The 18,185-nt window shown below is 65.2% G+C and carries 19 protein-coding genes and 1 tRNA gene; 17 read left to right on the top strand and 3 right to left on the bottom strand.

Features of this window, described 5'->3' with window-relative positions; all coding sequences use genetic code 11:
• Positions 1–42: 42 nt before the first annotated feature.
• From recR to dnaX, 3 genes are all read right to left on the bottom strand, one after another.
• Positions 43–642, bottom strand: coding sequence for a recombination mediator RecR (recR, locus tag QP609_RS04600; protein ID WP_049441038.1), 600 nt, complete (start codon positions 640–642; stop codon positions 43–45).
• 82 nt (positions 643–724) lie between these two features.
• Positions 725–1,045: a YbaB/EbfC family nucleoid-associated protein gene (locus tag QP609_RS04595; RefSeq protein ID WP_005408298.1), complete on the bottom strand. Its 321-nt coding sequence runs from the start codon at positions 1,043–1,045 to the stop codon at positions 725–727.
• A gap of 6 nt (positions 1,046–1,051) precedes the next feature.
• A complete protein-coding gene (gene dnaX, locus QP609_RS04590) occupies positions 1,052–3,118 on the bottom strand; it encodes a DNA polymerase III subunit gamma/tau (RefSeq protein ID WP_197620932.1) in 2,067 nt (688 codons plus the stop codon).
• A gap of 143 nt (positions 3,119–3,261) precedes the next feature.
• Here dnaX and QP609_RS04585 point away from each other — a divergent pair.
• The 17 genes from QP609_RS04585 to QP609_RS04505 all read left to right on the top strand — a co-directional run bounded on the left by QP609_RS04585 (position 3,262) and on the right by QP609_RS04505 (position 18,108).
• Positions 3,262–3,354, top strand: a tRNA-Ser gene (locus QP609_RS04585).
• Between the two features lie 1,006 nt (positions 3,355–4,360).
• Positions 4,361–4,690, top strand: coding sequence for a hypothetical protein (locus tag QP609_RS04580; RefSeq protein WP_126411778.1), 330 nt, complete (start codon positions 4,361–4,363; stop codon positions 4,688–4,690).
• A complete protein-coding gene (locus QP609_RS04575; RefSeq protein WP_197620933.1) occupies positions 4,687–5,742 on the top strand; it encodes an OmpA family protein in 1,056 nt (351 codons plus the stop codon). The genes QP609_RS04580 and QP609_RS04575 overlap by 4 nt, the downstream gene beginning before the upstream one ends.
• A gap of 539 nt (positions 5,743–6,281) precedes the next feature.
• Complete coding sequence (locus QP609_RS04570) at positions 6,282–6,554, top strand: hypothetical protein (protein ID WP_014036176.1); 273 nt, start codon at positions 6,282–6,284, stop codon at positions 6,552–6,554.
• A 262-nt stretch (positions 6,555–6,816) separates the two neighbouring features.
• The gene (locus QP609_RS04565; RefSeq protein WP_289213870.1) at positions 6,817–8,196 is read left to right on the top strand and encodes a hypothetical protein; all 1,380 of its coding nucleotides are present in this window, start codon (positions 6,817–6,819) and stop codon (positions 8,194–8,196) included.
• Positions 8,193–8,978, top strand: coding sequence for a hypothetical protein (locus tag QP609_RS04560; RefSeq protein ID WP_014646173.1), 786 nt, complete (start codon positions 8,193–8,195; stop codon positions 8,976–8,978). Before QP609_RS04565 ends, QP609_RS04560 begins: the two co-directional genes overlap by 4 nt.
• 15 nt (positions 8,979–8,993) lie before the next feature.
• Positions 8,994–9,809, top strand: coding sequence for a hypothetical protein (locus tag QP609_RS04555; RefSeq protein WP_014036173.1), 816 nt, complete (start codon positions 8,994–8,996; stop codon positions 9,807–9,809).
• The gene (locus QP609_RS04550; protein WP_014646172.1) at positions 9,793–10,461 is read left to right on the top strand and encodes a hypothetical protein; all 669 of its coding nucleotides are present in this window, start codon (positions 9,793–9,795) and stop codon (positions 10,459–10,461) included. Before QP609_RS04555 ends, QP609_RS04550 begins: the two co-directional genes overlap by 17 nt.
• A gap of 10 nt (positions 10,462–10,471) precedes the next feature.
• Entirely contained in the window at positions 10,472–10,657 is a 186-nt protein-coding gene (locus QP609_RS04545) for a hypothetical protein (protein ID WP_014646171.1), read from the top strand.
• Positions 10,654–11,448: a Flp pilus assembly protein CpaB gene (gene cpaB, locus QP609_RS04540; protein ID WP_014036170.1), complete on the top strand. Its 795-nt coding sequence runs from the start codon at positions 10,654–10,656 to the stop codon at positions 11,446–11,448. The genes QP609_RS04545 and cpaB overlap by 4 nt, the downstream gene beginning before the upstream one ends.
• Positions 11,435–12,931 (top strand): pilus assembly protein N-terminal domain-containing protein, encoded by a 1,497-nt coding sequence (locus QP609_RS04535; RefSeq protein WP_197574228.1) that lies wholly within the window; start codon positions 11,435–11,437, stop codon positions 12,929–12,931. The genes cpaB and QP609_RS04535 overlap by 14 nt, the downstream gene beginning before the upstream one ends.
• Before the next feature lie 13 nt (positions 12,932–12,944).
• Positions 12,945–14,669, top strand: coding sequence for an ATPase, T2SS/T4P/T4SS family (locus tag QP609_RS04530; RefSeq protein ID WP_014646169.1), 1,725 nt, complete (start codon positions 12,945–12,947; stop codon positions 14,667–14,669).
• Entirely contained in the window at positions 14,662–15,516 is an 855-nt protein-coding gene (locus tag QP609_RS04525; RefSeq protein ID WP_014646168.1) for a type II secretion system F family protein, read from the top strand. The genes QP609_RS04530 and QP609_RS04525 overlap by 8 nt, the downstream gene beginning before the upstream one ends.
• Positions 15,513–16,403 carry a type II secretion system F family protein gene (locus QP609_RS04520; RefSeq protein WP_014646167.1) on the top strand — a complete coding sequence of 297 codons (891 nt, stop codon included), beginning with the start codon at positions 15,513–15,515 and terminating at the stop codon, positions 16,401–16,403. Before QP609_RS04525 ends, QP609_RS04520 begins: the two co-directional genes overlap by 4 nt.
• Positions 16,404–16,413: 10 nt before the next feature.
• Complete coding sequence (locus QP609_RS04515; protein ID WP_041863110.1) at positions 16,414–16,797, top strand: DUF192 domain-containing protein; 384 nt, start codon at positions 16,414–16,416, stop codon at positions 16,795–16,797.
• Positions 16,794–17,480 (top strand): TadE family protein, encoded by a 687-nt coding sequence (locus QP609_RS04510; protein ID WP_032958205.1) that lies wholly within the window; start codon positions 16,794–16,796, stop codon positions 17,478–17,480. Before QP609_RS04515 ends, QP609_RS04510 begins: the two co-directional genes overlap by 4 nt.
• Positions 17,455–18,108, top strand: coding sequence for a hypothetical protein (locus QP609_RS04505; RefSeq protein WP_239683822.1), 654 nt, complete (start codon positions 17,455–17,457; stop codon positions 18,106–18,108). Before QP609_RS04510 ends, QP609_RS04505 begins: the two co-directional genes overlap by 26 nt.
• The last annotated feature ends 77 nt before the right edge of the window (positions 18,109–18,185 follow it).

Below are 18,185 nucleotides of genomic sequence, written 5' to 3'. Positions count from 1 at the left end.
CGCATTGTAGGCCGGACACGCCGGGCGCTGCCCGGACAGCGCTCAGTCGCGGAATTCGCTGCGCGTGCCGAACGCGTGCGACAGCGTGCCGCGGTCAACGTATTCGAGTTCGCCGCCGAGCGGCAGGCCCTGCGCCAGGCGGCTGGGCTGCACCTTGCGCGCGCGCGCCAGCTGCGCCAGGTAGTGCGCGGTGGCTTCGCCTTCGACGGTGGCACTGGTGGCGATGATCAGCTCCTGCACCTCACCTTCGGCCAGACGCTGCTCCAGCTGCTCCAGGCCCAGCTCGCGCGGGCCGATGCCATCGAGCGGCGACAGCCGGCCCTGCAGCACGAAGTAGACACCGCGGAAGCCGGTGGCGTTTTCGATGGCCAGGCGGTCGGCCGGCGATTCGACCACGCACAGCTGGCTGCGCTCGCGGCTGCTGTTGGCACAGGTCGGGCACAGCTCGGTTTCGCTGAAGTCGCGGCACTGCGCGCAGTGGCCGATGCGCTCCACCGCCAGCGCCAGGGCTTCGGCCAGTCGCTGGCCACCTTCGCGCTCGCGCTCGAGCAGGTGGTAGGCCATGCGCTGTGCGGTCTTCTGGCCCACGCCAGGCAGCACCCGCAGTGCGTCGATCAATTGTTCAAGCAGGGGTGCGGACACGGCGGCATGCTTTCATGGCGTCGAGCAGGCTCGACAGCTACAGATTCTGTGGCACCCGCTTGCACGGGTGCCACGCTGGCAATCAGAACGGCAGCTTCATGCCCGGCGGCAGCTGCATGCCGGCGGTGGCCGAACCCATCTTCGACTTCGACTCGGCGTCGATCTTGTTCGAAGCGTCGTTGAAGGCGGCGGCGATCAGGTCTTCCAGCATCTCCGGGTCGCTGGTCAGCGACGGGTCGATGCGCACCTTGCGGCATTCCTTGGCACCGGTCAGGGTCACGCTGACCATGCCGCCGCCGGCACTGCCGGTCACTTCGATCTTGGCGATTTCTTCCTGGGCCTTCTGCAGGTTTTCCTGCATCTTCTGGGCCTGCTGCATCAGTTGGGCGATGTTTCCGCGCATGGTGTCTTACTCGTCAAAAGAACGGATGGAATCGGAAACAACCCGGGCACCGTGCTGCTGGATCAGCACCTGCACTTCCGGGTCGTCCATGAAAACGGCCTCTGCCACCTGCTGCCGCTCGCCACGCTGGCGGTCGGCCCGCTGATGCAGGGTCTCGGCCGGAACGTGTTCGGTTTCCACGGTCTCGACCACGATCTTCGGCGCCTGGCCGAGGGCCTTCTGCAGCATCTCGCCCAAGGCAGCCAGCGCGCGCTCCGAGCGCAGGTATTCAAATCCGGGCGAAAGGCCCAGTTTCAAGGTCCCATGCTGGCAGCTGATGAAGGCGGCGTTGGCGGCCAGCTGTCGCGAGGGGCCGCTGAGGCCGCTGTTGGCGACCAGGTCCAGCCAGTCTTCGGCCGTGGCCAGCTCGCTGACACCTTCCTGCGGCGCGGCGGCATGCGCCGGGGCCGGCTTGGCATGTTCGGCCGGCGCAATGGCAATGCCTTCGGCGCGGAACGGGCGCTCGGGCGGCGCAGGCTCGCTGGGAGCCGCGACGGGAGCCGGCGGTTCGTGCCAGGGCGCAGCCATGGCGGCGTCCGGGCCGGACATCTCGGCCGCCAATGCCTCGTCACGCGCCACGGCTTCGTCAGTGGCCCACGGCGGCAGGTCGTCGCCTGCCTCTGCAGTGACGGCAGGCGCCGGCGCCTGTGGCTCAGCCTTCACCGGCGGCGGCGACACGGGCTCTTCCACCGGCACCGGCTCGGGCTCGGGCGTCGGATCTGGTTCCGGTTGCGGGGCCGGTTCGGGCTCGGGTTCAGGTTCGCGCGGCGCGGCCTGCACCGGCGCGGCTGCCTGCGCCGCCACCGCCGGGCTGCCCGAAGCGGCAGCAGCGGCCGGCGTCGCATCGCGGCTACCGGTACCGGCGCCACCACCGGCAGCGTTGCCACCCGGCGTGCCGCCCAACGCACCGTCGACGGCCTTCGGCACCGGCGGTACCGCTGCGGCCGGACGGAACGCCAGCATGCGCAGCACGGCCATTTCAAAGCCCGCGCGCGGGCTGGGTGCCAGCGGCAGGTCGCGGCGGCCATTCAAGGCCATCTGGTACCAGAGCTGCACCACTTCCGGGCGCAGGCGCTCGGCGAATGCGGCGACATCCAGGCCTTCCGCCGCAGCAGCGCCCGGCACCAGCTGCTGCACCTGGATGCGGTGCAGCCCTTCGGCCAGCGCTTCCAGCACACCACTCCAGTCCGGCGAGAACTCTGCCAGCGCGGCTACCACCTGCAGCAGGCGCGGGCCATCGCCGTCGGCCAGCGCATCGAGCATCGCCGCCACCTGGGTGCGGTCCACGGTACCCAGCATGGTGCGCACCACGTCCTCACGCAGCGCGCCGCCGGCATAGGCGATCGCCTGGTCCAGCAGTGACAGGCCATCGCGCAGGCTGCCGTCAGCGGCCTTGGCCAGCTGCACGATGGCGCTTCCATCGGCCTCGATCGCTTCCGCCGCCAGGATGCGGGTCATCTGGCCCTGGATCTGGTCTTCATCCAGGCGCTTGAGGTTGAACTGCAGGCAGCGGCTGAGCACGGTGACCGGCAGCTTCTGCGGATCGGTGGTGGCCAGCAGGAACTTCACGTGCTCCGGCGGTTCTTCCAGCGTCTTCAGCAGCGCGTTGAACGCCGCCTTGGACAGCATGTGCACTTCGTCGATCAGGTAGACCTTGTACTTGCCGCGCGAGGGCATGTACTGCGCGTTCTCGATCACCTCGCGCACGTCATCCACACCGGTGTTGGACGCGGCGTCGATTTCCAGCAGGTCGATGTAGCGGCCGGCGTCGATGTCCAGGCAGGCCGCGCACTGGCCGCACGGGTCGGCGCTGGTACCCTGCTCGCAGTTCAGCGACTTGGCGAAGATGCGCGCGATGGTGGTCTTGCCCACGCCGCGGGTGCCGGTGAACAGGAACGCGTGGTGGACCCGGCCGCTGTCCAGCGCGTTGCTGAGCGCACGGACCACGTGTTCCTGGCCCACCAGCTCGGCGAAACGCTTCGGACGCCACTTGCGGGCAAGGACGAGATAGGACATCAGGCCACCGTTTTCCATCGGATGTTCCATTGTGCCATGCCTGTCCAGCCCCCTCGCCACCCATGGCCATGGATACGCCGTCGATCGGGGTGCTTGTGTCCGGCCGCGCCGCCCGCTAGAATCTGCGCCCCTGCTGAGGCGTTTGCCGATGGCAGGGATCCGGAGAGGTGTCCGAGTGGTTGAAGGAGCACGCCTGGAAAGTGTGTAAGCGTCTAAACCGCGCTTCGGGGGTTCGAATCCCCCTCTCTCCGCCAGATAACTGAAAAAGGCTGCCTTCGGGCAGCCTTTTTCAGTTATCTGGCGGGGGATGCGAAGTGCGCTGCGCGCGCTTCGCCCCAAACGTTGCTGCGCAACGTTCGGGCCCCTCCCCTTGCCGGCCTCTCCCCGCCCCTGTCGGGGCAGCCCCTCAACAGAGGGGCTTGTTGCTCCAGATCCATCAATGGGTTTCCGCCGTGCGGGGATGCCTGGTCGGCTGTACCTCGCAGAAGCCACTGGCGGGAGATGCGAAGTGCGCTGCGCGCGCTTCGCCCCAAACGTTGCTGCGCAACGTTCGGGCCCCTCCCCTTGCCGGCCTCTCCCCGCCCCTGTCGGGGCACCCCTCAACAGAGGGGCTTGTTGCTCCAGATCCATCAATGGGTTTCCGCCGTGCGGGGATGCCTGATCGGCTGTACCTCGCAGAAGCCACTGGCGGGAGATGCGAAGTGCGCTGCGCGCGCTTCGCCCCAAACGTTGCTGCGCAACGTTCGGGCCCCTCCCCTTGCCGGCCTCTCCCCGCCCCTGTCGGGGCAGCCCCTCAACAGAGGGGCTTGTTGCTCCAGATCCATCAATGGGTTTCCGCCGTGCGGGGATGCCTGGTCGGCTGTACCTCGCAGAAGCCACTGGCGGGAGATGCGAAGTGCGCTGCGCGCGCTTCGCCCCAAACGTTGCTGCGCAACGTTCGGGCCCCTCCCCTTGCCGGCCTCTCCCCGCCCCTGTCGGGGCAGCCCTCAACAGAGGGGCTTGTTGCTCCAGATCCATCAATGGGTTTCCGCCGTGCGGGGATGCCTGGTCGACCGTCCCGCTTCCACGTTCGATGGCCGTCCAACGACAGGATCTGCCCCACGTCGTGGCACCCCGCGCTTCCTGTCCACGCCCTGACCACTGGCCGTGCCGTGGCGATGCAACGACACGCTGGCACTCACTGCCTGTTGCTATGCTCGGGCCACAGGGGATTGATGCCCGCTATCGGGCCGGATGAGGAACATCAACATGCGGTATTTCATGACGAAGCTAGTGATCACCTCCGCCTTGCTGATCGGCAGCGGCACCGCAGTCGCACAGGGCGGCGGTGCGGCGCAGTTCGGCGCACTGGGAGGCACGCATGCAGGCAATGCCCTGGCGTGCGGCGCAACCCCGGAACAGGCCGCCAAGCTGCGCGCAAGCCACAAGGCACAGGCAAAAACCGTGTTCGGCGCCGAAGCAGGCTTCGACCAGGCCTATGACACGGCCGAAGCGCAGACACAGAAGAAGATCACCGATGCCTGGAAGAAGGGCCAGTACAAGCCCACCAGCGAAGTCTGCAACGAACTGATGAAGCAGGTGCGTTCATGACGCAGAAGTACGGATCGACGATGTCCGCAGTGCGCGCGAGCCTGTTGGCCGCCAGCCTGGTACTGGCACTGGGTGCCTGCAAGCGCGCTGGCGAAGCGCCTGCAGAGGGTGGCGCTTCCTCGGCCGCACCTTCCAGCACCGCAGCCGAACCATCACCGCAGGCGGCTGCGGCCACGGATGGAAGCCAGAAGGCCGCAGCGTTCAATGTTGCCGAGCTGCCCGTATCGCAGGCAACGATCGGCAGCTTCCCTTATCTCGGACTGCCGCAGGGCTACACCAGCCAGGACGTCGTAGACAGCGAATTCGATCGCGTACCGTTCTGGACCGGCGATCGCGTGGAATGGATTGAAGGCAAGGTTCATTCTTCGGTCCTGCAGAGCAGCAGCGATCACCCTTATTCGCAGCTGGAGCTCAGCCGCAATGTACAGAGCCTGGTCGAGGCCCTGGGGGGCAAGCGCATTTTCTCCGGCACCATCCCGGCCGATGCATCGCGTGACATCGGCAACAGCAAGGCGGCGACCACCTATGTCGGCGGCATCGGCGACATCTACAACGAACCCGCAGAAACCTATGTCATCCATCGCGAAGATCGCGATATCTGGATTCACCTGGGCTCGGGTGGAAACTCCGGCGGCCTGCTCGTCGCAGAGACAAAACCGGTGCAGATCACGGCCAAGGTCATTGAAGCGGACACGCTGAAACAGGCACTGGACAGCAGTGGCAAGGTATCCATCCAGGTGAACTTCGCAACCGACGCCGCCGAGATCCTGCCCGATTCGGAACCGCAGATCGCACAGGTCACCCAGCTGTTGAAGGCCGACCCACAGCTTCGCCTTTCCGTTGAAGGACACACCGACAACAGCGGCAGCCAATCGCACAACCAGACGCTCTCGCAGGCGCGTGCGGAGTCGGTGCGCACGCGTCTTGTCGGCGGTGGAATCGCAGCCGAACGCCTGAGCGCGAAAGGCTATGGGCAGAGCCAGCCGGTCGCCGACAACGCAACCGAAGAAGGGCGCCGCGCCAATCGTCGCGTGGAACTGGTCAAGCGCTGATATCACCACGACGTTACTGCGTTGAAGCGCTCCGGAAAAAGCACATGCCCTGCATGTGCTTTTTTCTTTTCCGCGCCGCACGGTCATTTGTTTTGCCGCGGATGCAACGAGATAAAAACACGCGGATCTCTCATCCCGTTCGAACAAGAAGCAGGCCGTGCACGCGCCCTCTGTAGCGCGCCAATATTCCGGCACCACAAGCCGCCTGCGTGACACAAATATGTCAGTTAAGTGTTAATTTCCTTAACGAAAAGCGGTGCATCTAGCTCAAATTTGACGTGATTATGTGCAGACAATTGTTAATCTGCAATGTGCATCACATTTTCAAATATTTCATTGCATATCGGAAAAACCTGACTTGTATCGTCAATTTTCTGTCGATAGGCTTGGCCCCGTTCTCGAACAAGCGACAAATTTTCGACGAACCAGGGTGTGAGCTTCCTGTCTTTACCTCGCCCTGCCATTAATCAGGATCCCCCAGCGGACACGCCGAATATCCCGCACACCCGGGAGGATTCCTGCCATCAAGGAGGAAATACATGGAACGCAGCCGTCGTCACATCCGTTTTTCCCGTAAGCAGGCCGGTCAGGGCATGACCGAGTACATCATCATCACCGCGCTGATCGCCATCGCCGCGATCGGAGCCGTCACCTTCTTCGGAGGCACGGTTCGCAGCCAGGTGGCAGGCATGTCGAAAGAACTTTCCGGCCAAAGCGCGACGCAGTCGATCAACCGCGCCAAGAACCAGGCCAACAGCGCCCAGCAGGAAGCTGACAAGACCAAGGGCATGGACGCGTACAAGAACAAGTAATACCCCAGCCCTGGCGGCATGAAGCCGCCAGGGCCCTCCCAGCATAATCTCCCTGCGCGCACCGCACGCGGCGCGCGACGGGCAGCCATGGCCTCCGGCCCAGGAATTCGTTATGCGCAGCGCATTGGCTTTGGCACGAAGCCGTGCGGCCCGGGGCGTTTCCAGCCACCGAACGGTCGCCGGCCAAGCAATGGTTCTCGGGCTGGCACTCATTCTGGTTCTATGCCTCGGGATTGTCCTGCTGTTCAACACAGGGCAGGTGGTGAACAAGAAGGTGGAGTTGGTCAATGCGGCTGACGCCGCCGCCTACAGCGTTGCGATCCAGCAGGCACGCGCACTGAACTACGCGGCCTACATGAACCGTGCCCGCGTTGCCAACGAAGTGGCCGTGGCACAGACGATCAGCCTCTATTCGTGGCTGAACCAGATGCACACCACCTCCATCGTCATCCGCACCACGCTGGATGTGCTCTCCGCCATTCCCTACATCGGCGTGGTGTTCAAGGCATTGGCAACCGCCTTCAAGGTCGCCGAACGCATTCTCAAGGTCACCCGCCAGGCGTTCCAGCCTGTCGCGCAGGCGGCCATCATCGCCATCGACAAGCTCAACATGATGTTCGCCGCCTCGGTGCAGCTCGTCATCGAGGGCGTATCGCGGCTGGACAGCTACACCATCGCCAAGGATGTGCTGCAGCGGAACTCACCGCAGGCACAGCTGGGCACCATCGGAACCGCGGTGCTCGGCACGCAACTGGCCACGGCCGAGAACCGGCTGCTGCAGCGCTACAGCATTCCCCGTACCGCCAACGGTGGCTCGGCCACGCAGCGCCAGGGCGCCGACCGCTTCCGCAATGTGGTGATGCAGTCGCGTGATGGCTTCAGCAAGAGCCGCAGCGATGATTTCCTCGGCTTCCTGGTGCAGTCCGGCGGCACCGACATGGTCGACTACAACCGATGGGCAGCGCTGGACACCATGGCCGTCGAGCTTCCGCTGCCATGGCCGCTTTCCGATATCGATATTCCGGTCGGCTGGGGCGGTGCGCAGGCCGTGGAAAGCTATCGCAACCAGCGCTTCCTCAACGGCTTCGGCAACGGCAACGGCTGGTACTCGGACTGGGACCGCCGCCGCTACCGCCCGTATGGCGAAGCGGTGCGCCGCAATCGTGGCGCGGCGTGGATTGTCGACCGCAGCCAGGATGCCAACGTGCGCTTCGCCAATGGCCAGCATCGCAAGGCCTTCTTCACCGGCTACAACGGCCTGCGCGACTATCACGACGTCAAGGCCGGGCAGGCACTGCAGCCCTACGCCGAGAATGATCGTGACCGCGACAAGGTCGGCCCGGTCTTCACCATCTATGCCGAGACCGCCGGCACCAGCGCGCGCACCACGTCCGGCGCCGGCATCGGCGCCCCGGCCGGCTCGCAGATGGAACTGCCGGACAAGATGGCCAACAACAAGATCGCCGCACTTTCCTCCGCGCAGGTGTTCTTCGACCGCCCGGTGCAGCTGCGCATGTTCAGCCGCGATGACCGCAAGCGTGAAACCGGAAACCTGTTCAGTCCTTACTGGCAGGCACGACTGGTCAAGACCGATGCCGCCACCAAGGCTGCCCTGGCGGCAGCCGGAGCCTTGATGCCATGACGTTTGCTGTTTTCAATCGCCTGCACCTGTCGATCGCCACACTGCTGATCAGCGGCTGTGGCAGCGCGGCGGACAACGGCGAGCCCGCCGCTGCCAGGAACATGCCGGGCATCCATCTTGACCAGATTGCCGAAACCCTGGTGGATGGACGCAACGCGGCGCGCACCAGCTACCAGCAGGCACTGAGCGACTGCCAGGCAGCAGGATTGCCGACCCGCGCACTGGATGACGCCGATGTCGCCCGCCTGGGAACCGTCCGTTACGAAGCCTGGCTTTCCAGCAAAGAGGAAGTGTTCCGTACCCGCGAATGGCGCCTGCTCAACGATGGCCCTGCGACCAGCTGCCAGTTCCGGCTGGAGGCCACCGGCCTGCAGGAGACCCAGAGCGCCTCCGGCGTGGAGCAGGTCGATCTGGCAACGGGAGAGCGTAGCCAGTCCCCTGCCGACAGCGACGGGCTCACCCGCTTTGCCGCCGAAGCCGACGAGGGCAGCGCCTCGCCGGGCTTCCAGCGCGCGGGCAACCGCAGGGTCGCTGGCCAGCCGTGCAACGTGTGGAAGGACGAGAACGGACGGTTCAGCCAGTGCGTGTGGTCGGCTGGTGCCAGCTGGGGCTTTACCCCCGGTGCGCTGAACGACTACCGGCCGAGCCGCTACGCCATTGTCCTGGAGCAGGAACCCCTCGACGGCAATGGCACCCGCCTGACCACGCAGCGCATGACGGTGGGCCAACCCTTTGAACGCGGCGACCTCGAGGTACCGCGCGAACCGTCCTCCCAACGATGACCTGCTGAGGTAGCCATGGACAGGGAACGCCCATTCCGCGGCGCGCGTCGCCAGCGCGGCCAGAGTCTCACCGAAGTCGCCGTGCTCTGCGCCGTGCTGGTGCCGATCTTCCTGCTGATCCCGATCCTGGCCAAGTACATCCACGCCCGCCAGGCCACCCAGCAGGCCGCGCGCGCGATCGCCTGGGAAGCCACCGTATCGCCGGACTACAAGCTGCCGGCCAGCGGCCGCCAGCGCGATCTTGCCGTCGACCGCTATTTCGGGCGTGCCAACGATCCCATCGTCAGCCAGGCGCAGACCGGCGCACGCGATGCCGCCGTCGGCGACGTCCTGATGAATACCTTCTCCAACCAGCCGCTGGTGCGGCGCGGTGACCTCGCCCTGGTCTCCTACACCAGCACGTCGGCAGGCGGCATGATGAAGAAGATCGGCGACGTGACCTCGATGTTCGGTTCGTTCCCGCCCAACCGCAACGGCCTGACCCAGGCCCAGCTGCGGTTGGATGTGCAGGATCTGAAAAGTGCCAACGGCAGTGCTGCCGCCTATCTGGAACCCTTCGATTCGCTGGGCCTGAAGCTGCAGGCCACCCATGTGGTGCTGGCCGACCCCTGGAATGCAGCCGGTTCCGGGCTCAAGGTCAACTCGTCACGCTCGGTGATCGCGCAGGTCAAGCCACTGGTGCCATCCCAGCACATGGCGGGCATCGCCAAGGCGTTTGACGGCCTCTCCGGCATTCCGATGATCGGGACGCTGAGCAGGCTTGATCCCGGTTACATCGCGCCCGACGTGGTGCCTGTCGACAAGTTGCCTGCCTATGCGCCGTCGCGTTGACCTGCTGGCGGCACTGGCCGCGCTGCTGTTCGCCTGGCCTGCGCTGGCCGCGTCCTGGCCGGACATTCCCGAGCCCGAGGGCGCGCAGAGCGAGTGGGTGGCCAAGGACATGCTCTACAACGGCCTGCCCATGCGCATCTCGCGCTTCACGTCCGCATTGCCGGTGTCGTCCATCGTCAGCTACTACAACCGCGAATGGCCCGGGCAGACCGTGATCAACGAGGTCGGCGGCAAGACCGTGATCGGCCACGCACACGGCGAGTACTACGTGACCATCGAGGTATCGGCCAAGGGCAGTGGCAGCCAGTCACAGATCGGCATTACACGCCTGCTCAAGCGCAAGCCCGATGCCGCGGCCGGCGCCGATTTCCCGAAACCGTCCGGGACGCAGGTGATCAATGACATCACCTACCTGGACACGCCCGGGCGCAGCCTGTCCATGGAAAGCACGCTGTCTCCGTTCCAGACCGATGCCTTCTATGCCAGCCGCCTCCCTGCGGACGGCTGGAGCCGAAGTTCCGGCCCTGCGGGCTGTTCGATGATCGCGCTGCAGTGCGTTGTCCGCTACAGCAAGGGCAGCCAGGAAATGACCATGACCTTCAACCGGCACGAGCAGGGAACCTCGATTGTCGTCAACCAGTCGCAGCACTGAGACCACCGCCATGAGAAAACGCATTCCCCCGTCCCTACGCCGCCAGCGCGGGGCCGCACTGATCGAGTACGCCGTGGTCGCTTCCGTCGGTGTCCTGGTCCTGGTCGCCGAGCCGAACATCGTGCTCGAGCTGATCGATTCACTGCGCAAGGCGTACCAGGGGTTCACCTACATGCTGTCGATGGGAGTCGTATGAAGGCGCTCCCGCTGAAAGCCAACCGCAACGTCGTCTTCATCATCATCGCCCTCGCGCTCGGCCTGTTCGCGGCCCTGGTCGCCGTGCGCTACGTGCAGAAGGCAGTGAACGAGCGTGCCGCTCCGCCGGTGGAAATGGTGCCGGTAGCCGTGCCCAAGACCGACATGGAGCCGGGCAGCATTGTCACCGTTGCCGACCTTGCAGTGCGCGAAGTCCCCGCCGACCTGCCGCCTGCCGATGCGATCACGCCGGACAATGTGTCCGAGTACAGCGGCCGCATGCTGCGCGCGCCGATCCGCGAAGGTGCACCGCTGGGTGCCAGTGCACTGGTACCGCTGTACGACCAGTTCTCGCGCGTGATCGCCAAGGGCAACGTGGGCTACACCCTCCAGGTGGACGAGACGAACTCGATCTCCGGCATGATTGCTCCCGGGGATCACGTCGACATCCTGCTCACCGTCGAGCAGGAACAGACCGGTGCCCGGGTGCTGCCGCTGCTTGAGGACATCAACGTTCTGGCAACCGGCAACCGCGTCGGCGAAACGCCGGCCTCGGAAGACCAGCAGGGCTATTCGAACATCACTCTGGAACTGACACCGGCACAGGCGCAGCGACTCACGGTCGCCGCCAAGGCCGGTTCGATGCGGGTGATGCTTCGCCAGGTGGAGGATCGTGGTGCGTTCGGCCTCAGTGGCATGACGCAGAGGGAACTGCTCGGCAACGGCACGCAGGGTCGTGCTGGCGTGCAATTCATCATTGGGGGCAAAGGGTCGACGAATGCGCAGCAATAATGGAATCCGCAGCCTCATCGCCGCCACTGCGGCCATCGCTGTTGTCACCTTGCCACTGCTGGCCGTGGCACAGACCACCGGCACCCAGCTGACCCCGGTACCGGTCATGGCCGCACCGCGCCCTGCTGTCCAGGCGCAACCGCAGCCCAACACCAACCATGCACCGGTACCCGGTGGGCAGAGCGCCTTCCCGGCGCCGGTTCCCGATCCCGCCTATCGCACCAGCGCGTCGGCCATGCCCGCGGTGCCACTGCCCACCCGCGCCCGGATCTATGCCGGCCAGGCCGCCGTCTACACGCTGCCCAGCGGGCTCAAGCGCGTGGCCGTCGGTAGTGGCGAGATGCTCGAGGTCACCAACGTCGGCCCGCGCGACCTGATCATGATGGGCATGAAGCCCGGCTCCACCACGGTTCACCTGTGGCTGCAGAACGGCAAGCAGCTGCAGGTGCAGGTGGACATCTCCGAGAACGATGCCGTCAGCCTGGCCGAGACCATCCGTACCCTGCTGGCCGACGTGGAAAAGATCAATGTGCATGCGGTCGCCGACCGTGTGGTCATTACCGGCCAGGACATCAACCCGGGCATCGGCAGCCGCATCGATGCGATCCAGAAGATCTACCCGACGGTGTTGAATTTCACTACCGCCGACCCGGTGGGCATGCGCCCGATGGTGCAGATGGACGTGAAGATCATGGAATTCGACACCAATGCGCTGGAAGAACTCGGCATCCAGTGGGACAACGTCATCCGTGGCCCGGTGGCGGGCATCGTCAAGGATTTCACCAACAACAACTACTACCGCATCAACCCCGAGCAGAGCCCGGCCAACGGCGTGCTGCTGCCGAACAAGCTGCAGGGAACCCAGGCCTTCTTTGGCATCGCCACGCAGATCGGCTCGGCGATCAACCTGATGATGAACAAGGGCAAGGCGTTCCTGCTTGCCTCGCCCCAACTCAGCGCCCGCAGCGGCGGGCAGGCCAAGTTCCTGGCCGGCGGCGAAGTGCCGATCCCGGTTCCGCAGGGCTTCGGCCAGGTCACGGTCGACTACAAGGAATACGGCATCAAGCTCGACATCGAGCCCCTGGTCAACTTCAATGAGGACATCTCCACCCGCATCCTGGCTGAGGTCAGCCGTGTCGATCCGACGGTGACCGTGCAGGGCGTTCCGGGCTTCACCACCCGCCGCACCGAGTCGGAAATCAATGTCCACGCTGGGGAAACCATTGTCATCTCCGGGCTGATCGACTCCAGCGCGCAGCAGGATGCCAAGCGCCTGCCGCTGCTGGGCGATATCCCGATCCTCGGAAAGCTGTTCCGCTCCGATGGCTTCCGTGGCAACCGTACCGAGCTGGTGATGTTCGTTACTCCGCGCGTGGTGACGCCGGGCTCGCAGGAAAACCTCGATGGCCTGGAGCGTGCGCGACAGATCCAGGAGCGCGGCCAGCAGGCCATGCCGCGCCGGAACAAAGATTTCGTGCAGTGACCGGAGCCGTCGCATGTTCAACATCCTCATCGACACACCCAACCGCGACCAGCGACGTGTCCGCTGCCTGCACCGTGAATGCGGGATCGGCCGTGGCGACGGCAACCTGGTGGTGCTGCAGGGCTGGAGCATCGCCCAACGCCATGCGGCGCTGAAGCGCGAGGACCAGGGCATCTTCATCGAGAGCCTGGGAGGCCGCTCGCCGGTACTGGTGAATGGCGAACAGGTCAAAGGCAGCCGTGGCCCGCTCACCAGCCGTGACCGCGTGCAGATCGGCGACTACCTGCTGCAGGTGGTGGACGACGACCCGCCGGCCGAACCCACCGCCGATGCTGGAAGTTTCAATGCGGGCGCGGCCAACGATGTACCGGTGGACGCCACGCCCGCACCGGCACCCGCACCGGCGCAGCCATCCAGCGAACGCCAGCTGGCGCGGCCGGAGCAGCTGCCGCCGGACATGGCGGTCTATCGTGCAAAGCTGCATGCCTCGCTGGTCAAGCAGATGGACCTGCGCCGGCTTGACGTGCGCAGCATGGACGATGAGTCGCTGCGCAACGCCACGATCAAGCTGATCGATGAGGTGATGCAACGGGAGTTCTCCGAGCTGCCCAAGACGATCAACCCACGCAGGCTGGCCAAGGAGGTGCTCGATGAGGCCATCGGCCTGGGCCCGCTGGAAGACCTGATCGACGATGCGACGGTGACGGAAATCATGGTCAACGCGCACGACCAGATCTTCATTGAACGTGCGGGCCGGATCGAACGGTCCCCCATTGTCTTCACCAGTGACCGCGCGGTGCTGTCAGCCATCGAGCGCATCGTGACGCCCCTCGGTCGCCGCATCGACGAAAGCTCGCCGATGGTCGACGCGCGACTGAAGGATGGCTCCCGCGTCAACGCCATCATTCCGCCGGTGGCGCTGCGCGGCCCGAGCATCAGCATCCGAAAGTTCGCCAAGCGCAAGCTGGAAGGAAAGGACCTGCTCACCTTCGGTTCGCTCAGCCAGCCGATGCTGGAATTCCTGATCGTTGCGGTGCGCGAACGGCGCAACATCGTCGTCACCGGCGGCACCGGCTCCGGCAAGACCACCCTGCTCAACATCCTTTCCAACTTCATTCCCGATACCGATCGCATCGTCACCATCGAGGACGCGGCCGAACTGAAGCTCGTCCAGCCCAACCTGGTTGCCCTGGAAGCGCGTCCTCCCAACATGGAAGGCAAGGGCCATATTTCCATCCGCGACCTGGTGCGCAACGCGCTGCGCATGCGCCCGGACCGCATCGTGGTCGGCGAGTGCCGCGGCGGCGAAGCACTGGACATGCTGCAGGCCATGAACACCGGCCACGAAGGATCGCTGACCACCGCCCATGCCAACAATCCGCGCGAGGCGCTGTCTCGCCTGGAAGTGATGGTCATGATGTCCGGCATGGAGCTGCCGATGACAGTGGTGCGCGAACAGATCTCGTCGGCAGTGGACCTGATCGTGCACCAGAAGCGCTTCCCCTGCGGTTCGCGCAAGGTCAGCCACATCACTGAGTTGACGGGCATGGAAAGCGGAACCATCCAGCTGCAGGATGTGTTCCTGTTCAAGGCACGCTCCACTGCCGGACGCGATGGCAAGGTGGTGGGCGAGTTCGTCGCGACCGGTGCAGTGCCGGAGTTCTATGAAGAGCTTGCCGAGCGCGGCGTCGCCGTTGACCTGGACATTTTCCGTACCGGGGGAAGGCGGAATGAGTGACATCCTGCTGATCGCCCTGCTGTGTTTTGCCTGCGTGACGGGCTCGGTGCTGTTGCTGGCGCGTGCCAGCTCCGGCTTCATGGACCGTTACCGCGCCAACTTCATGGACCAGGCGCGGGTCAATCTGGCCGACATGTTCCTGTTCGTCGACCCGCGCGTGCTGTTCAGGACCAATGTCCTGATGCTGCTGGCGATTCCCGTGCTGCTGTGGATCGTCACCGGCGGCAACCTGCTGCTGCCGATCCTGGCCCTGATCCTGCTGGCCATAGCGCCACGCAAGATCTACCTGTGGCTGAAGCAGCGCCGCCTCGACCAGATCCAGCAGCAGTTGCCCGACGGGCTGCTGATGCTGGCCGGCAGCCTCAAGGCCGGCGTCGGCTTCAATCCTGCGCTGGAAGCACTGGCCCATGACGGCCTGCCTCCGCTGGCCCAGGAGCTGGCACTGGTACTGCGCGAGCAGCACATGGGCGTGCGCACGGAGGAGGCGCTGGACAACTTCGCCGCCCGCGTGCCCATTGCCGACGTGAAGCTGTTCGTGGCCGCCGTCAGCATTTCGCGCGAGGTTGGTGGCAATCTCGCCGAGAGCCTCTCCACGCTCGCCGAAACGCTGCGGCGCAAGCTCATCATGGAAGGCAAGGTCAAGGCACTTACCGCGCAGGGGCGCCTGCAGGGCATCGTCATGGCGATGCTGCCAGCCGGCCTTGTCGGCTTCCTCGTGCTGTTCTATCCAGAAACGATGAACCCCATGTTCCACACCTTCATCGGCTGGTGCGTCATGGCCCTGATCGGGGTACTGGAATACCTCGGCTACCGCATGTGCCGCAAAATCATGACGATCGATATATGAACGCCCTGCTCATCCTGGTCGCACTGCTTGCCGCTGCCGCTGTTGGGCTGCTTGCATTCGCGCTGCGCGGACTGGTGCAGTCGGTCGAGGTGGACCAGCGCAACTACCAGGATCCGCTGCCGCTGCTGCTGCGCATCCTGTGGCCGCTGATTACGGTCGCTACGCGCCTGGCCGGGCCGCGCCTGTCCTCGGCACAGCTGGAGCGCGCGCATCGCAGCCTGCAGTCGGCCGGCCAGGACTTCGTGCTGTCACCGGAAGAACTGTATGGCGCACGCATCGTCTCCGCCGCCGTGGCCAGTACCTTCCTGTTGCTCACCATCATCCTGCTGGGCCGGTTCGGAGTCGGCTCCGTGCTGATGGCCCTGGCATTCGGCGCACCGTTCGGGTGGATGTATCCCACGCTGTGGCTGGGCGAACGGCGGAAAGCGCGCTCCAAGCATGTGATCCGAGACCTGCCTATCTTCCTCGACTTCATCACCATGGCCGTCGAAGCGGGCCTGAACATCACCGGTGCGATCGAACAGTCCGTCGACAAGGGTCCACCCGGTCCGCTGTCACAGGAGTTCTCGCGCATGTTGCGTGATCTGCGCGCCGGCCTTCCGCGTGCCGAAGCGCTGCGGCGCATGTCCGATCGCGCCGACATTTCCCAGGTGACCAGCTTCACCAGCGCTTTGATCCAGGCGGACCGGGTGGGTGCCAGCCTGAGTGACACACTGCGCTCGCAGGCCATGCAGCGCCGCGAAGAGCGCTTCCTTCGCGCCGAGAAGCTGGCCCTGGAAGCGCCGGTGAAGATGATGCTGCCGCTGGTGCTGTTCTTCTTCCCGCTGATCTTCGTCGTACTGGCCTACTTCATCTTCCTGCAGATGAAGCAGCAGGGCATCCTGTGAGTCCCCGCACATGAGAACCGGCGCCCTGATCCGCAACCACCAGCAGTTGCTCAGCTGCGTCTGGCATGCCGATCGCTGGCACCAGCGGCTGCGCGGCCTGCTGTTGCGCGCGCCACTCCAGCCTGGGCAAGGCCTGCTGATAACCCCCTGCTCGAGCGTGCACACCCTGGCCATGGGGTATCCACTCGACCTGTTGTTCCTGGACCGCGATCAGCGCGCCGTTGGCTGGCGCGAGGCCGTGCGCCCATGGCGCGGCGCCTGGTGCCGCGGCGCCTACTCGACGCTGGAAATGCCGGTGGACAGCCTCAGGCATATTGCTCCGGTGCTGGGCGAGACGTTCCAATGGTGCCCTTCTCCGCCTGCGGCACCGCCATCCACGAGGGCGTTGCAATGAAGCACATCCGCACATCCATCCGCCAGCAGCGGGGGCAATCGCTGATTGAATTCTGCATCGTGGTTCCGGCCTTCGTCTTCCTCATCCTGGTCATCTTCCAGTTCGTCCTGATCTATCGCGCCAAGTCGCTGCTGGATTTCGCCACGCTGCAGGCCGCGCGTGCCGGCGCGGTCAGTGGCGTCAATCATTCCGAGATGCGCAGCGCACTGGAAATGGCAATGGCTCCCCTGTACGCGACCTCGCCGGATGCCGCCGGTGCCGTCGCCGCCCGCGCCAAGGTCGCCCTGCTGTGGAAGAACCCGTTGCTGTCACCGAAGATCGAGGTCATTTCACCCAGCCGCGCGGCGTACAACGAGTTCCGCGAGCGCCAGTTCGATGGGCGCTATGCGCTGCCGAACGACAATCTTGCCTTCCGCGATGCACGTGTCGGCAGCAGCCGCGTCAGCGTGCAGGACGCCAACATCCTCAAAATCAAGGTCACCTATCCGATGCCCCTGATCGTTCCCTTTGCCGACCGGGTGATTGCCGGTCTTTCAGACCTGGTCAGCGAAGGCGACAGCTTCCGCCCGGCCTCGATGCTGATCGAGGACCCGATCACCGGCCATCGCCGCATGCCGATCGAGTCCTACGCGATCGTCCGCATGCAGAGCCCCGTGCATGACAGCAACAACCTGGCGCGCTGACATGCAGGTGCTGCTGGCCAGCCTGTTGATGGCAGCAACCTGGGCCGTCGCCGCGCAATCCACGGACGCTGCTGACAACGAACCTCCACAGGCGCGATTGCTGGCACGCGCCTATGGCCTGGGCCCACTCGGTCCAAGCTCGCCTGGTGGTGAGGTCGAGGTCGAGATCCGTTTGCGCGGGCCTGCCATCCGTATTGATTTCCGCGGCGACAATGCGCCCGATGCATGGCTGACCACCCAGGGCCAGCGCGGCCGGGCATGGCTGGTGAGCGAGCGCGGCAACTACACGCTGCCGGTCGCCGACGCCAGTGGTCCCTACTGGTACGATCCTGCCGCCCCATGCCACACGATCGGAGGGCGCTGCTCTCCCGCACCCGGCGAGTTCATCCTGGGTCGCCTCGCTGCCGGCTGGCGCTATGACAATGCGCAGGGCCCTGATGGCACCACCTCCGGCACGTTGTGGATCGATACCCGCACGGGCCTGCTGCTGGGTTACCGCGGACGCACCGGCAACCAGCGTACCGAACGCGGCCTGCGGGTTACCGAGGTCACATTCGATGAGGTGCCGTCGAGCCTGTTCGACCCGCCCGCCGGATTGCGGCGACGCACGCAGGATGCGGCGAACTGAACGAGGTGGTTGCAGTGCCGACACCGTGGCGCGGGAGGTCTCACTCCCTCCGCGCCGGTAGATCCACGCAGCGCGTG

It is taken from the genome of Stenotrophomonas sp. 8(2023) (genome assembly GCF_030345295.1).
Lineage (GTDB): Bacteria > Pseudomonadota > Gammaproteobacteria > Xanthomonadales > Xanthomonadaceae > Stenotrophomonas > Stenotrophomonas muris.
Note: the sequence above shows the minus strand (reverse complement) of the source record. Positions and strands in the feature narration are given on the sequence as shown.